The organism is uncultured Psychroserpens sp. (assembly GCF_947494225.1).
In the GTDB taxonomy this organism is placed as follows: domain Bacteria; phylum Bacteroidota; class Bacteroidia; order Flavobacteriales; family Flavobacteriaceae; genus Psychroserpens.
Genome location: NZ_CANLUG010000001.1, coordinates 303,850 through 319,375, shown reverse-complemented (window position 1 = coordinate 319,375; position 15,526 = coordinate 303,850). Strand labels below are relative to the sequence as shown.

The 15,526-nt window shown below is 35.5% G+C and carries 12 protein-coding genes; 10 read left to right on the top strand and 2 right to left on the bottom strand.

Annotated features, from left to right (window positions below):
- Nucleotides 1-37: 37 nt before the first annotated feature.
- Nucleotides 38-1,096: a zinc metalloprotease gene (locus Q0893_RS01315; RefSeq protein ID WP_298901343.1), complete on the top strand. Its 1,059-nt coding sequence runs from the start codon at nt 38-40 to the stop codon at nt 1,094-1,096.
- A gap of 52 nt (nt 1,097-1,148) precedes the next feature.
- Here the strand turns inward: Q0893_RS01315 and Q0893_RS01310 are convergent, their stop codons facing one another.
- The gene (locus Q0893_RS01310; RefSeq protein ID WP_298901344.1) at nt 1,149-1,604 is read right to left on the bottom strand and encodes a hypothetical protein; all 456 of its coding nucleotides are present in this window, start codon (nt 1,602-1,604) and stop codon (nt 1,149-1,151) included.
- A gap of 133 nt (nt 1,605-1,737) precedes the next feature.
- On the opposite strand from Q0893_RS01310, the gene Q0893_RS01305 reads away from it, so the two are divergent.
- From Q0893_RS01305 to Q0893_RS01285, 5 genes are all read left to right on the top strand, one after another.
- On the top strand, nt 1,738-2,229 hold the full coding sequence (locus Q0893_RS01305) for a hypothetical protein (protein WP_298901345.1): 492 nt from the start codon (nt 1,738-1,740) through the stop codon (nt 2,227-2,229).
- Nucleotides 2,230-2,282: 53 nt separating this feature from the next.
- Nucleotides 2,283-2,705, top strand: a complete 423-nt coding sequence (locus Q0893_RS01300) for a SufE family protein (RefSeq protein ID WP_298901535.1) — start codon at nt 2,283-2,285, stop codon at nt 2,703-2,705.
- Nucleotides 2,706-2,711: 6 nt separating this feature from the next.
- Nucleotides 2,712-3,038, top strand: coding sequence for a DUF59 domain-containing protein (locus Q0893_RS01295; protein ID WP_298901346.1), 327 nt, complete (start codon nt 2,712-2,714; stop codon nt 3,036-3,038).
- A 1-nt stretch (nt 3,039) separates the two neighbouring features.
- Nucleotides 3,040-3,546 (top strand): DUF2480 family protein, encoded by a 507-nt coding sequence (locus tag Q0893_RS01290; RefSeq protein ID WP_298901347.1) that lies wholly within the window; start codon nt 3,040-3,042, stop codon nt 3,544-3,546.
- 158 nt (nt 3,547-3,704) lie between these two features.
- Complete coding sequence (locus Q0893_RS01285; RefSeq protein WP_298901348.1) at nt 3,705-4,646, top strand: DUF3078 domain-containing protein; 942 nt, start codon at nt 3,705-3,707, stop codon at nt 4,644-4,646.
- 77 nt (nt 4,647-4,723) lie between these two features.
- Here Q0893_RS01285 and hflX read toward each other — a convergent pair whose 3' ends face one another.
- Complete coding sequence (gene hflX, locus Q0893_RS01280) at nt 4,724-5,935, bottom strand: GTPase HflX (protein WP_299271981.1); 1,212 nt, start codon at nt 5,933-5,935, stop codon at nt 4,724-4,726.
- Between the two features lie 71 nt (nt 5,936-6,006).
- Here hflX and Q0893_RS01275 point away from each other — a divergent pair, with 71 nt between their 5' ends.
- From Q0893_RS01275 to Q0893_RS01260, 4 genes are all read left to right on the top strand, one after another.
- Nucleotides 6,007-6,972 carry an endonuclease/exonuclease/phosphatase family protein gene (locus Q0893_RS01275; protein ID WP_298901350.1) on the top strand — a complete coding sequence of 322 codons (966 nt, stop codon included), beginning with the start codon at nt 6,007-6,009 and terminating at the stop codon, nt 6,970-6,972.
- A 218-nt stretch (nt 6,973-7,190) separates the two neighbouring features.
- The gene (locus Q0893_RS01270; protein ID WP_299271979.1) at nt 7,191-12,602 is read left to right on the top strand and encodes a gliding motility-associated C-terminal domain-containing protein; all 5,412 of its coding nucleotides are present in this window, start codon (nt 7,191-7,193) and stop codon (nt 12,600-12,602) included.
- A gap of 64 nt (nt 12,603-12,666) precedes the next feature.
- Complete coding sequence (locus Q0893_RS01265; RefSeq protein ID WP_298901352.1) at nt 12,667-13,569, top strand: type IX secretion system membrane protein PorP/SprF; 903 nt, start codon at nt 12,667-12,669, stop codon at nt 13,567-13,569.
- Between the two features lie 20 nt (nt 13,570-13,589).
- A complete protein-coding gene (locus Q0893_RS01260; RefSeq protein ID WP_298901353.1) occupies nt 13,590-15,503 on the top strand; it encodes an OmpA family protein in 1,914 nt (637 codons plus the stop codon).
- Nucleotides 15,504-15,526: the final 23 nt, after the last annotated feature.

Here is a 15,526-nt window from a genome sequence, read left to right as displayed (position 1 = left end):
ATATTCAGCAAAATTTTTAACCAAAAACACATAAAAAATGAAAAAAATGTTTCTGAGCCTCGCAGCTCTAGCCCTAATTTTTACTTCATGTGAAAATGACAAAAATGAAATTTCTGAAGAACAAAACAAAGTTGATATGAGCGACTTTTTTGTACACACAGAATCTGAGACTAATGGTGGAAAAGCAAGAAATGGTAAAACACAGTGTTATTCGATGACCAACTTAAACCGACTTTTAAGTGAGGACCCACAGCTTTACAAAAAAATGTACGACATCGAATACCAAACCAGAGCCAATATCTTATTAAGACCAGGGAATGGAAATGGAAATGGTAATAACGGCGGCGGCGGTGACGGCGGTGGCGATGGAGGTGGTGATGATAACTTAGGTGTTATCAATATCCCTGTTTATGTTCATGTTATTTATAGTAACTCACAACAAAATATTAGCGCAGGACAGATTCAATCTCAAATTGATGTTTTAAATGAAGATTTTAGAGCAACAAATGGTGATGCTAATCAAGTTCCAGGAGAATTTTCTGGATTGGTAGCGGATAGTGAAATTGAGTTTACACTAGCAGGAACGTTTAGACATGCAGATTCAAGAAGCTCTTGGGGAACTAATGATGCAATGAAAGCTGCGTATCCACCTGTAACACCTGAAACACATTTAAATATTTGGGTATGTAATATTGGGGGAGGAATCTTAGGATATGCACAATTCCCAGGAGGACCTACATCTACAGATGGTGTTGTAGTGTCTCCGCAATACTTTGGAAATACTGGATTTGTATCTGCACCTTTTGATGGAGGTAGAACAACAACTCACGAAGTAGGCCATTACCTAAATTTACGTCATATTTGGGGAGACGGAAGATGTAATAGAGATGATTTTGTCGCTGATACACCTAAGTCTGATGCACCAAACTATGGTTGTCCATCATATCCTACCGTAAACTGTAGATCTAACGATATGACAATGAACTATATGGATTATGTTGATGATGCATGTATGTATATGTTTTCTGAAGGACAAAAAACGCGTATGAGAACGCTTTTCGCATCTGGAGGACCTAGAGCAGCAATGGCAAACTAATTTTCAGTTTTTATAGAAATAAAAGGGTGTCTTTTTAGGCATCCTTTTTTTATTAATTGTATTTTAATTCTATCTCAGTACCATCAATGACGAGTGTTTTTATAAGCTCTTTTTTTGGAAGTGGCGGGATAAATTGAGCTATAATTTTTCGTTTTTTATTAGCTTTTAATTTTTGCTGAAACTTCTTTATTGAGGTGGTAAGTTTCATTGACATTACGACTAAATCTACTTCATGTAGATTTCCGTCTTTATCTTTAATAAATATCTTCTCGAAGTCTATAACCTGCGCTTCAGAGCTTTTGTTTTTAAATTCAAATACTATAGTAAAAAATCGTTGTCCCTTTTCTGCAACGAAAACCTCTTGATTTCTATCGGCAGTCCTACTTTTTTGTATGGCATAAATTCTAAATTCTACGTCGTCAGAATAAGAATACATTTGTTTTCGATCTAGTTTTTGTGCCGATGCAGTAAAAGAGATAAGAAGAAAAAGAGATATTAATGTTTTCATAGTTAATGTATAAGGTTAATGAATTGTATTAAAAGTATTGTTTTTTTTTAAATTAAATCCGAAAAGTTCTTTGAATCCTAAACTTTGGCTTCTTTTTTGTAATATTACTATAAACAACTAAAAACACAGCGTTATGAAACTAATTATATGCTTTGCATTTATGCTTATTTCAGCAAAAGAATGCGATAAAAATAAAACACAAATGTCAGATAATATGGCGCCTGAAACAACTTCAGAACTTGCAGAAATGAGAATGCAAGAGCAGGTTAAAGTGGCCTATCGTGCCTCTACAAGAGGTTTTTTTCAACTCATAGAAATTGAAGGAGATTCTATTATGATCACCTATGATTATAATTTAAAGGATGTTAACAAATATGCGCTTCCACAAGAAGAAAAAGAGGCTGTCTCAAAACTAATAAGCGAGTTAGACGTATCTAAACTTGCAGATATAGAAGCCCCATCCAAAACCCATCAGTATGATGCGGCTCCAGCTGCTTTTTTAAAGGTGACCAAAGGCGATGAAGTCTATATGACTCAAAGTTTTGATCATGGTAAACCACCTAAAGCACTCGATGGTCTTATTGAGAAAATATTAGCACTTAAAACAATGTTTGAGAAACAATAAGATGACGTATCTTTGTGTCATTAAAATGAATATCAAAACGAAAAAAGATGCTGATGACAATTGCTGAGATACAAGAAGATATTATCGATGAATTTTCAATGTTTGAAGATTGGGAGGAGCGTTATCAATATATGATAGATCTTGGAAAAACACTTCCTCTAATAGATGAGCAATATAAAACAGACCAACACATTATTAAAGGCTGTCAAAGTAAGGTTTGGGTTCATGCTGAAATGGATACAGATAAGGTGAAATTTACAGCAGATAGTGACGCTATTATTACAAAAGGCATTATAGCTATTTTAATCCGAGTGTTTTCAAATCAACATCCAAAAGATATCATTGAAAGTAATACCGATTTTATCGACAAAATTGGTCTTAAAGAACATTTGTCGCCAACACGTGCAAACGGATTGGTAAGTATGATTAAACAAATTAAAATGTATGCAATTGCATATCAAACCCAGTTAAATTAGTTGGATATGAGCGAGACAACAATAGATACAAACGTATTAGGTGAAAAAATAGTTAGAGTTTTAAAAACCATTTTCGATCCAGAAATACCTGTCGATATTTACGAACTAGGACTTATTTATGACGTATTTGTAAATGAAGATTACGACGTTAAGATTTTAATGACACTAACAACACCAAACTGCCCTGTTGCCGAAACACTGCCACTAGAAGTTGAGGAAAAAGTGAAATCACTAAATGATGTAAAAACAGCCGAAGTAGAAATTACTTTTGATCCACCTTGGAGTCAAGATTTAATGAGTGAAGAAGCTAAGTTAGAATTAGGGATGTTATAATATGGCCGAAGAAATCATAAATAGAGTAGCACAGAGTAAATTACAGGTGATAGATTTAGAAGACTATTATCCTGAAGGTGTGCGTTTCGTTTTTGATATTAAAGATTGGCTACACGAAGGTTTTGTATTAAGAGAACGAGAATTTAGGCAATTTGTAAAAGATTACAATTGGTCTCAACATCAAGACCAGTTTGTGGCATTAAACTGTTCTACAGATGCCATAATACCAGCATGGTCCTATATGTTGTTGACTCTAGAATTACAACCTTATGCTAAAAAAGTGTGTGTAGGTGATTTGCAAACATTGGAAACCTCACTTTACCAAGATGTTATAGGAGCATTGGACGTTGAAATATATCGAGATAAACCTTTAATTATTAAAGGTTGTTCAAACAAACCAGTGCCTACAAATGCTTACCTCATGTTGTCTAGCAAATTAAAGCCCGTTGCTAAATCTATTATGTACGGCGAAGCCTGTTCTTCAGTGCCACTTTTCAAAAGAAAATAAATGCAACTTTTCCTGTGACTTTATTAAAACAATAGAGTCCTATACTAGGATTGCTTATGTGCGAATTTTCATTTTCCGCTAATTTATTGGTGTTCAAATACCTAATGATTTATATTTGTACTTTAATCAATCAGTTAAAAACTATTAAAACTAAAACTATGACTAAAAAATTACTTTTTACGACAGTATTGATGTTATCAATATCTTTTGGTTTCTCTCAAACAAAGGAGGAATTAGAAGCACAAAAAGCAGAAAAACAAGCAGAGGCAGATGCTGCTCAAGCTGAAGCAAATGCGCTACAAGCACAAATAGATGCGCTTCCTGGTTGGAGAGTTGGTGCTTTTGGTGTAATTGGAGGGAGCTTATCTAATTTTAATAATTGGTATGCGCAAGGTGCTCCTAATAATTCATCGGGAACTATTGGGTTTACAGTTAATGGTTATGCCAATTTAATTCAGGATAAATTTTTCTGGAGAAATGCGTTAAACACCAATTTAAACTGGACAAAACTTGATAACAAAGACGACCCAACAGATAGCGACGATTTTGAGCCAACAACAGATGTATTTAATATTTCTTCTTTATATGGAAGAAAATTGAGCGAAAAGTTTGCGATCTCTGGATTAATGGAGTATAGAACTACAATTTTAAATAACTTCAACGATCCTGGATATTTAGATGTAGGTGTTGGTGCAACTTGGACACCAATCGAAAACTTAATTGTTGTAATTCATCCATTAAACTACAACTTTGTTTTTGCTGAAAATGATGCCGTTTTTGAATCATCATTAGGTGCAAAAATAGTTGCAGATTACACACGCCAAATTGGAGCGATAGCGTTTAAATCTAACTTATCAATGTTTCAAAGTTATAAAAGTGGAGACTTGTCAAACTGGACATGGACTAACTCATTTAGTTACACACTATGGAAAAGCATTGGTGTAGGTTTTGATTTTGGTCTTAGAAACAATAAACAAGAAGCCTTAAACTTTGCTTTAAGTCAGTATGACCCAATGGGAACAGCTGCTCAACCAACATTTGACAATGTTGATAACGACTTACAGAGTTATTATACTTTAGGATTAACGTACCAATTCTAAAGATTTAAAATGACTATAATAAAAAAAGCATCCTGAGAATTTCAGGATGCTTTTTTTATTATGTATATACTCTGCTATTATGTTTCCTCGGTATAATCTGGATATAAGAAGTGATTATAAGGAAATCGCGTAATATGAATATCTCTAACCTCGTCATAAACACGTTTTTTAAATGCATCTAAGTTCTTTTTGTTTAATGCCGAAATAAATAAAGCATTGTTCCCTACTCGATTCATCCAAGTGTTTTTCCATTCTTCTAATGAATAATGAGATGAAGTTCTTTCGGTAATTAAATCGTCATCATCAAAAGGAACAGCTTCATAAGCATCAATTTTATTAAATACCATAATAGTGGGCTTATTTGAACTGTCGATTTCACCAAGAATCTTATTTACAGATTCTATGTGTTCTTCGAAATTTTGATGAGAGATGTCAACAACGTGAAGTAGTAAATCAGCCTCTCGTACTTCATCAAGTGTACTTTTAAAAGATTCAACTAATTGCGTTGGAAGTTTTCTAATAAATCCTACAGTATCAGTTAATAAAAAAGGTAGGTTTTGTATAACCACTTTTCTAACGGTTGTATCTAGGGTTGCGAATAACTTGTTTTCAGCAAAGACGTCACTTTTACTAACAACATTCATAAGCGTCGATTTCCCTACATTGGTATATCCAACTAAAGCCACTCGAACCATTTTACCTCGGTTACCTCGTTGAACAACCATTTGCTTGTCAATCGTTTTAATTTTTGCCTTTAATAAGGCAATCTTATCACGTACAATACGTCTGTCTGTTTCAATTTCGGTTTCACCAGGACCACGCATTCCAATACCACCTTTCTGACGCTCAAGGTGTGTCCACATTCCTTTTAATCGCGGAAGTAAATATTCGCATTGCGCCAATTCTACCTGTGTTCGCGCATAACTCGTTTGAGCACGTTGAGCAAAAATGTCGAGAATGAGATTCGTTCTGTCTAATACTTTGCAGCCTAAAATTTTACTAATATTACGTTCTTGTGCCGCAGATAACTCATCATCAAAAATAGCGGTGCCAACCTCATTGTCTTCTATATACTGTTGTACTTCATTCATTTTTCCAGACCCAATAAATGTTTTCGGGTTAGGCATGTCCATCTTCTGTGTAAAGCGTTTTAAAACATCACCTCCAGCTGTATAAGTCAAGAACTCTAACTCATCTAAGTACTCTTTAGATTGAGCTTCGTTTTGATCTCGTGTTACTACGCCAATAAGGACGGTCTTTTCTAGAGCTATATCTTTTTTTTCAATCATAAATTCAAATAAAAGGCAAAGTTACATAATTGAATGTTCGTCTATTGCATTTTAAAACTTAAATTTGTGAAGTGAATTCCGAAGAAAACAAAACTAAAACATATACGGTAGCTTTTTATAATCTCGAAAACCTCTTCGATATTTATAATGATCATTCCAAGCATGACGACGATTTTTTGCCCAAAGCAGATAAGCGATGGACTAAAAAGCGTTATGATCGAAAACTTTTTAAGCTAAGCCAGGTTATTTCAAAAATTGGTTTTGAGAATACACAACAGCCTCCTTCTATTGTAGGCTTAGCTGAGGTCGAAAATAAAAACGTACTTAGAGATTTAATAGATAGTAAAGACTTAGAGTCATATGATTATGGTATAGTTCACTATAATTCTCAGGACGAACGTGGTATTGATGTCGCCTTGATCTATGATAAAACGGTATTCACAGTTGTCAATTCCAAAACCTTTTCTATTTACATTGAAGATGAATTTGGAGAGCAAGATTATACAAGAGACATATTATTAGTGTCTGGTGTTCTTCATTCTGAAAAAGTACATTGCATTGTAAACCATTGGCCTTCTAGGCGAGAAGGAGAAAAGGAATCTATGCATAAACGATTGAAGGCAGCTCAAAAGGTTGTTGAAGTTATTGACACTATAAAAGAGGAAGATCCCAATGCTAAATTATTAGTGATGGGAGATTTCAATGATAATCCGAGTAACGAAAGTATAAAGTTTCTTTCTGAAAAAGGAGCCTTATACAACCCTATGGAAACCATGTTGTCCTATAGTCGAGGGAGTCTAAATCATAAATTCAAATGGAATCTCTTTGACCAAATTTTGTTTTCTACCAACTTTTTTGAAATCCAAAAAGATAAGTTGAGATTTGATGAGGCCAATATCTTTGATGAAAAATTTCTAACCGAATATAAAGGTAAATTTAAAGGGCAACCATTTAGAACATATGTAGGTAAAAAATATAAGGGTGGATACAGTGATCACTTTCCAGTTTATATACAATTAAATGTCTCCGAAAAATAAGTTCTTAACGTCTTTTCCTTTTTGTCGATGATAAATGCCTTTTATCTATTATAACAATGTTAACAGTTCGTTAATTGCCATTTTTTTTATCTTCGGATACTTATATGAGTCTTGTTGAGAGACTTATATTGTCTAAATGAATCTGTTCTCCCCTTTGAACGGTAATTTAAGACATTAACTATCAATAAAATAAAATAATTTAATAGCTATAAATTGATATGAAAAAAGTTTTACTCTCGTTAACATTTTTATTTGCTTTTTCGTTATGGAGTGCCAGCGCACAGATAACGTCATATCCTTACGCCGAAGATTTTGAATCTGGCGATGGAGGTTGGGTAGCAGATAATACTACTGCAGGGACATGGGCATTAGGAACTCCAGCCGCAGCAGTGATTAATACAGCCGATTCAGGAACCAATGCCTGGGTTACCAATCTAACAGGAGAATACAACGTTGATGAAGATTCATTTGTTGTAAGTCCTGTTTTTGATTTATCATCATTAAATGCACCTTCTATTGAGTTTAGCATTTGGTGGAATTCAGAATTTAGTTGGGACGGTCTGGTTTTACAATCATCTATAGATGATGGAAATTCTTGGCAAAATGTAGGAGCTCAAGGAGATCCAAATAATTGGTATAATGATGGAACTATCGGTGGAAACCCTGGTGGGCAGCAAGTAGGATGGACAGGAAGAGGAGCAACAGGCTCTGGAAACTGGGTCGTTGCTAGGCATGCCTTAACAGGACTAGAAGGAGAAGCCAATGTGATTCTAAGATTTGCTTTTGGATCTGATGGATCTGTTCAAGATGAAGGTGTCGCTTTTGATACGGTTTCTATTTTTGACGTTAGTTGCCCTGAACCAGCAGGAATTACAGTAAGTAATATTACAGCAACTTCAGCAGATATTAACTGGACAGCAGGTGGTTCTGAGACGAACTGGGAAGTCGCTGTTCAGCCTATAGGAACTGGAATTCCTTCAGGACCTGGAGCAATGACAACAAATAATCCTTATGTTGCGCCAGGCTTAACTGCCGTAACAGATTATGAAGTATATGTAAGAGCAGATTGCGCAACAGACGGTTTTAGTAACTGGGTAGGTCCAGTTAACTTTTTATCTGGTTGTGCTGTATTCGTTCCAGATTATTTAGAAGGTTTTGCTACAATTACCCCGAATTGTTGGGATGAAGCAGCAGACGGCGATGCTACTACAGGGCCAACCGGCTTAGGTGGTGGAGACTGGGGAGCAGACGGATTTTTAAATAATGGTTTTGATGGTGCTTATAAGATTAATTTATGGCAGGCTGCCAAAAGTGATTGGATATTATCACCACAGTTTGATTTAACTGGTGGACCATTTCAAGTAGATTTTGATTTCGGAATCATGCAATTTGCTAGTAGCACAACTGCAGGAACATTAGGATCTGATGATACCGTACAATTATTAATAAGTACAGATAACGGCGGAAGTTGGACAAGTTTAATAACTTTTGATAATACTACAGTTGTTCCTGTTACAGGAACTCAAGTGGTCTATGATCTAACAGCTTATGCTGGGCAAATAGTTCAGTTTGGAATCCTTGGATCGGAGGGAACAGTTGACGATGCTGAAGATAATGATGTGTTTGTGGATAACTTTAGAGTTAGAGCAATTCCTTCTTGTCAAGAACTCACAGGTGTAGTTGTAGATAATGTTACAGATACATCGGCCGACGTAAGTTGGACAGCAGGAGGTTCTGAAACATCATGGGAAGTTGTAATTCAACCACAAGGAACAGGAGTTCCTTCTGGAGCAGGAACTGCAACAACAAATAATCCTTATACAGCAACACCATTAAACCCAAGTACAGCATATGAGGTTTGGGTTAGAAGCGATTGTGGTGTTGATGGGTTGAGTAGTTGGGTTGGTCCAATCGACTTTACAACATTAAATACTCCTCCTCCTCCTCCAGTAGGCGTAACTTGTGCATCAGGTTCGTCTTCATTTATTTTTACTGAAAATTTTGACCAAGATCCTCCGGCAGGTTGGACTGGTACTGGTTTTGACGGTTCAAATGGAAATTGGGATATTACTGCTGCTGGTGCGAATTCGTTCGGAACGGGTCCAGCAAATGCTTTTGATGGTGGTACAGGAAATCACTTAGAATATGAAGCAACAGGAGACGCAACTGATATTGCATCGGCTATAAGTCCAGGTATTGATTTAACAACTGCTGTTGATGGAGCCGAATTATCATTCTTTTTCCATGCTTTTGGTGACGATATGGGTACTCTAAATGTTGGAATTGGTAATGACGCTGCCGGGCCTTTTACTAATGTATTTACATGGGTTGGTGATTTACAAATAACTGATGATGAAGCTTGGGTTCCTGTGGGGATTAACTTAGATGCCTACTTAGGACAAGTTATTTACTTAGAATTTAGTTACGGTGGAGCCGGAACTGGATTTGAGGGCGATATGTCTATAGATTTTATTAGAGTAGAATCTTGTGGAAACTTCTGTATCCCTCCAAGTGGAATAACTGTAGCTAATATTACAGGTACAACCGCTGATATAAGCTGGACACCTAATAATGGAGAAACATCATGGGAATATGTTGTTGTTCCATCTGGTACTGGAGAACCAACTGGTCCCGGAACTACTGTTGGAACACCTTCGGCTAATATAACTGGTTTAAATTTTGAAACAGAATACGAAGTTTGGGTAAGAGCCGATTGTGGTAGTGAATTTAGTATATGGTCTGGACCAGTAACATTTACAACAACAATTCAAACAAACTTTGATGTAGATTGTGCCGTAGGACCTGTTAACAGTTTCTTATGTTACGGAAATAATGATTCAGAAATATTTACTTATACAAGCTCTGATGGTTCTCCGCTTAATTTAACAATTAATGTTGGAGAAATTGAAGGCGCACCATTTGATTTCTTATTGGTTACAGATGGAAATGGTACTGTACTATATAATGACGAAGGAAATGACGGTGTTTTAGACGGATTATCTTTTCAGTCAATTACAGACACTATTACAATTCAAATTTTATCTGATGGATCAGTAAGTTGCCAATCTGGTAGTGGATGTTGTTTAGATGGCATCGACTTCACAGTGGCTTGTGCTACTTGTATAAATCCAGTTGCAACATATCAAGTGGTTGACGATTGTGATAATGGAGATCAATTTTTGATTGATGTTAATATAACAAGTTTAGGTGATGCTACATCACTTACGATTTCTAATAATATTGATGCCACAACAGTTCCTGTAACTGCAGTTGGTACATATCAAATTGGACCATTCCCATTTTTAGTGGATGTTGTCGTATCGGTTAGTAATGATCAAGACGTTAATTGTGTTATTAATAGTAGCCCAATTCAACTATTAGCTTGTCCACCAGAAAATGATAACCCTTGTAACGCTACTGTAGCTGTTGTAAATAATGATGAATCTTGTGACTTAGTTACACCTGGAACATTAGTTGAAGCGACAGAATCTGGTGTGCCAAGTGGATCATGTGCTGGAAATCCTGATGATGATGTGTGGTTCGAATTTGTGGCATTAAATGAAGTACAATTAATATCTCTAGTTAACATTGCTGGTGGCGGATTCAATACAGACCATGCCCTTTATGAAGGAACTTGCGATGGTCTAGTAGAAATAGAATGTACAGACGGAACAGCTAGTGTAACACCGCAATTAGTGGTTGGAAATACATATTATATAAGAGTGTTCTCTGGAGGAAATGATTCTGAAACAACGACGTTTGATTTATGTATCAAAGAGGCACCAACAAACATTATATGTGAAAATGCAGAAAACTTCTGTGCTGAGCCAGGTGGAGCTTTAACTACATCTAATATTATTGGTATTCCTGATCCTACAGATATTGCTTGTTTATTCTCTGCACCGAATCCAACTTGGAATATCATTCAAATTGGAGATCCTGGTTTAATCGAAATAGAAATTTCTCAAGTTGATGATAATGGAAATGGATTAGATGTTGATTTCGTGCTTTGGGGACCTTTCGATTCAGTAGAAAATGCTTGTGGTAACTTAGACTTAGGATGTCCTAATCCTGGTGGAGATTGCCCTAATAATACGGCAGATCCAAACTTCTATCCTTTCGGAAACATTGTAGATTGTAGTTATTCGTTTATTTCAACAGAAAACTTGACTATAGACAATGCACAAACAGGAGAGATCTATTTATTATTAGTTACCAATTTCTCCGATGATCCTGGAACAATCTCAATTAGCCAAACAAATACTGGTGGAGATGGTGATGGTGATATCACTGCAGAAATTGAAGTAGATTTAGGTGCAGATCAAAACTTCTGTGGTTTCCCAGATTTCGTCTTAAACGCAGATTCACCATTCGCAGATACTTATGAGTGGTATGAAGATGGATTTATTATAAATGGAGAAACAGGACCAACATTAACAGTTTCAACATCTAGTACATATACTGTAATTGCTTATGACGAACAATGTGATGCTCAGGCTCAAGATTCGGTAACTGTTGTATTTGGTTTAGAACCGGTTGCAAATGCAGTTGCAGACATTGTAACTTGTGATGATATTTCAGCAGATGAAATTGAAGACTTCGATTTAGATATTCAAACTGCTGGAGTGTTAGGAACACAATCTGCTACAGATTTCAATGTTTCATATCACTTAACATTGGCAGATGCCCAAGCAGATGTAAATCCGTTACCTTTAAATTATACTAACACCTCTAACCCACAAACTATCTTTGTGAGAATAGAGGATGCCAATGCAGAATTCTGCTTTGCTACAACAACGTTCGATTTAATTATATCTGGACCAACTCCAGATGCTACTAGTGTGCCGATTGAAGCGTGTGATGATGATACAGATGGTGTAACATTATTTGACTTAGCAGGACATGATGCAAATATTTTAAATGGACAAAGTGCAACAGACTTTACTGTGACCTATTACGAAACTGAAGCAGATGCCGAAGCAGGAACAAATGCTATTGACACTTCTGTTTTATACAGTAGTGCATCACAAACGATTTATGCAAGAGTTGAAAGTAACGTTGCTTTTGATTGTTACTCTACAACACCTTTTGATTTAATAGTTAAACCGTTGCCAAGTACAACATTTGCAACAGATTTTGATTATGAAGTATGTCCTAATGCAACAGTACCTATTTTAATTACGGCGACGGCAAATAACTATACCGAATCTGAAGTGTCGATTGTATGGTATCAGGATGGTGGTGTTATTGCAGGAGAGAACGGATTAACCTTACCAGTATTAGAGGCCGGACTTTATGAGATTGAAGTGACCTTTAACGATGCAACACAATGTTCTAGTATTACAGCTCAGAACATAATTGAATTAGAAAGTTGTGTTATCCCTCAAGGTATTTCTCCAAATGGAGATGGTATGAATGATACTTTTGATTTAAGTAGCTATGATGTAAGTAAACTTGAAATATTTAATCGTAATGGAACTTTAGTATATTCTAAAAACAACTATACAAACGAATGGTATGGACAAACCAATGATGGTGATGAACTGCCTGTAGGTACCTATTTCTACACGATGGAATATGAAAATGGTAAGCAAAGAAGTGCCTGGGTTTACATACAACGACTTAACTAGTAACCAATTAAAATCTTAAATAGAATTCTAAGAATTCAACCAAACTAAAACAAACAACTAACAAATGAAAAAATTTTATATCATTATTGTATTGCTTATCGCAACACAAGTGTATGGACAGCAAGATCCACAATATACACAGTACATGTATAATATGAATGTAATCAATCCTGCATATGCAGGTTCTAAAGAGAATTTATCTTTTGGATTACTTTACCGTACGCAATGGACTGGAATTGATGGAGCTCCAAAAACAGGAACATTTTTCGGACACCTTCCAGTAGGCGAGAAAGTAGGGATAGGTTTATCTATTATCGCTGATGAAGTTGGGCCAATTAAAGAAACGAATGCGTATGCTGATTTCTCATACACATTGCAACTAGGTGGAGCACACAGATTAGCTTTTGGTGTTAAAGCAGGAGCTACGTTTCACGATATTGGATTGGCAGGAATTGATTTAATAGATCCAAACGATCCGTTCTTTCAAAATATAAATACAACCACTCCTAATATTGGAGCTGGAGCCTTTTACTATACAGATAATTATTATCTGGCACTCTCTGTTCCGAATATCCTAAACTCTGTTCATTTAGATGCAAATGGAAATAAATTAGGTTCAGAAGAAGCACATTACTTTCTTACTGGTGGATATGTTTTTCAATTATCTCCAAACGCTAAGTTAAAACCTTCGTTTTTAGTGAAATCTGCCTTTAGTGCACCAACATCATTTGATGTTAACCTAAACGCATTATTTTATGAGAAGTTTGAAATAGGTGCTTCGTATAGATTGGATGATTCTTTTTCTGGATTAGTCAATTTTGCTATTACACCATCGTTAAGAATTGGATATGCATATGATAATGTAACTTCTGATATTAGAAGGTATGCTCCGGCATCTCACGAATTTATGTTATTATTCGATTTAAACTTTCCGAAGAAAGTTTCACGTTCACCAAGATATTTCTAATCAGTTAAGCTAAAACAATCATGAAAAAATTATTGACACTTTTTACAATAGCAGCATTAAGTAGTTTCAGCTTAATTGCTCAGAATAAAGACACTAAAAAAGCAGATAAACATTTTAATAAATTTGAATTTGTTGAAGCTGCTGAAGATTACGCTAAATTAGTTGAAGATGGTAAAGGAAGTCCTTACGTTTATAGTCAACTAGCAGAATCATATTATAACGTATTTAACACTCAAGAAGCAGAACGTTGGTATGCAAAAGCTCTTGAAAGTGCTGATAACCCTGAGATGATTTTCAAATACTCTCAAATGTTAAAAGCCAATGGGAAATACGAAGAATCAAATGCTCAAATGAGAAAATTTGCAGGAATGCGTCCTAGTGATGATCGAGCAATAGCATTTAATAAGAACCCTGATTACTTACCTAAAATTTTAGAAAAAGGTAAAAAATTCAACATTCAAAACTTAGGGTTTAATACAAAATATTCAGATTTTGGAGGAACACTTCAAGATGGTAAACTTTACATTACTTCAGCAAGAAATACGTCTCGTAAAACTTATGGATGGAACGAAGAACCATTTTTGGATATTTATGAGTTGACTAAAAATGATGATGGAACTTACCAAGCAGGTGCTCTAGTTGAGGACAAAGTAAATACGAAACATCACGAAGGTTTAGTCTCGTTCTCTCCAGATGGAAATACGATGTATTTTTCGAGAGAAAGTTTCTTTGAGAAAGAATACGAAAAAGATTCTATTACAAAATACAGATACAGTTTATTACACCTTTTCAAGGCAACGAAGTCTGGAGGAAAATGGGGGAATGTTGAAGGCTTTCCAATGAATAGCGAGAACTACTCTGTTAAGAATCCTTCTGTTAGTGCTGATGGAAAAACACTTTATTTTGCTTCTGATATGCCAGGAGGATATGGTTTGTTTGATATTTACAAGGCGTCTATAAATGATGATGGATCTTTAGGAGAGCCTGAAAATATGGGCCAAAAAGTAAATACTCAAGGACAGGAAATGTTCCCATATATTAGCAGTAACAATACATTATACTTCTCATCTAATGGTCATTTAGGACTTGGAAATTTAGATGTTTTCTATACGAAGGAAGTTGATGGGAAATTGGCTCCAATACGTAATATAGGAATCCCTATTAATAGTAATGCAGATGATTTTGCCTTTAGCTTAGATGAAGAGACAGAAGAAGGATTTGTTTCTTCCAACAGAGATGGTGGTTTAGGAGGTGATGACATTTACGCGATAAAGAAACTTCAACCATTATGTGATGTTTTAATTACAGGTATTGTTACAGACTCTAAAACTGGAAACCCTATTAATGCAGCATCTGTCACAATGTATGATGATCAAGGAAATAGTGTATTATCTAAGGTGACCAATTCAGATGGTACAGTAGAGTTTATCGTTGAATGCGGACAAGGATCAGAGTTGGAAGTGACTATGGATGGATACGAAAGCAGAAAAGTTACAGTTAGCGCTACAGACGAAGAAGAAGTTGAAGTAGCGATTGCACTCGATCCTATTGAGGTTATAGTAGGCCCTGAAGTTGTTAACCTTGATCCAATTTATTTCGAATTTGATAAATCAAATATTACTGCTCAAGCGGCCTTTGAACTTGATAAGTTAGTTCAGATCATGAATAAATATCCAGATATGGTTATTAATGCAACGTCACATACAGACAGCAGAGGTTCTGCCCCTTATAATGAAAGGTTATCAGATAGAAGAGCAAAAACTACAGTTCAGTATGTTATTTCTAAAGGAATTGACAAAGCCAGAATATCTGGTATGGGTAAAGGAGAAAGTGAGCCTAAGGTAAATTGTGGCTCGAATTGTACAGATGAAGAACATCAACTGAATAGAAGATCCGAATTTATTATAGTAAGTGGAGGTCCACAAGCGCAATAATATAAAACAAATATAAAAATGAC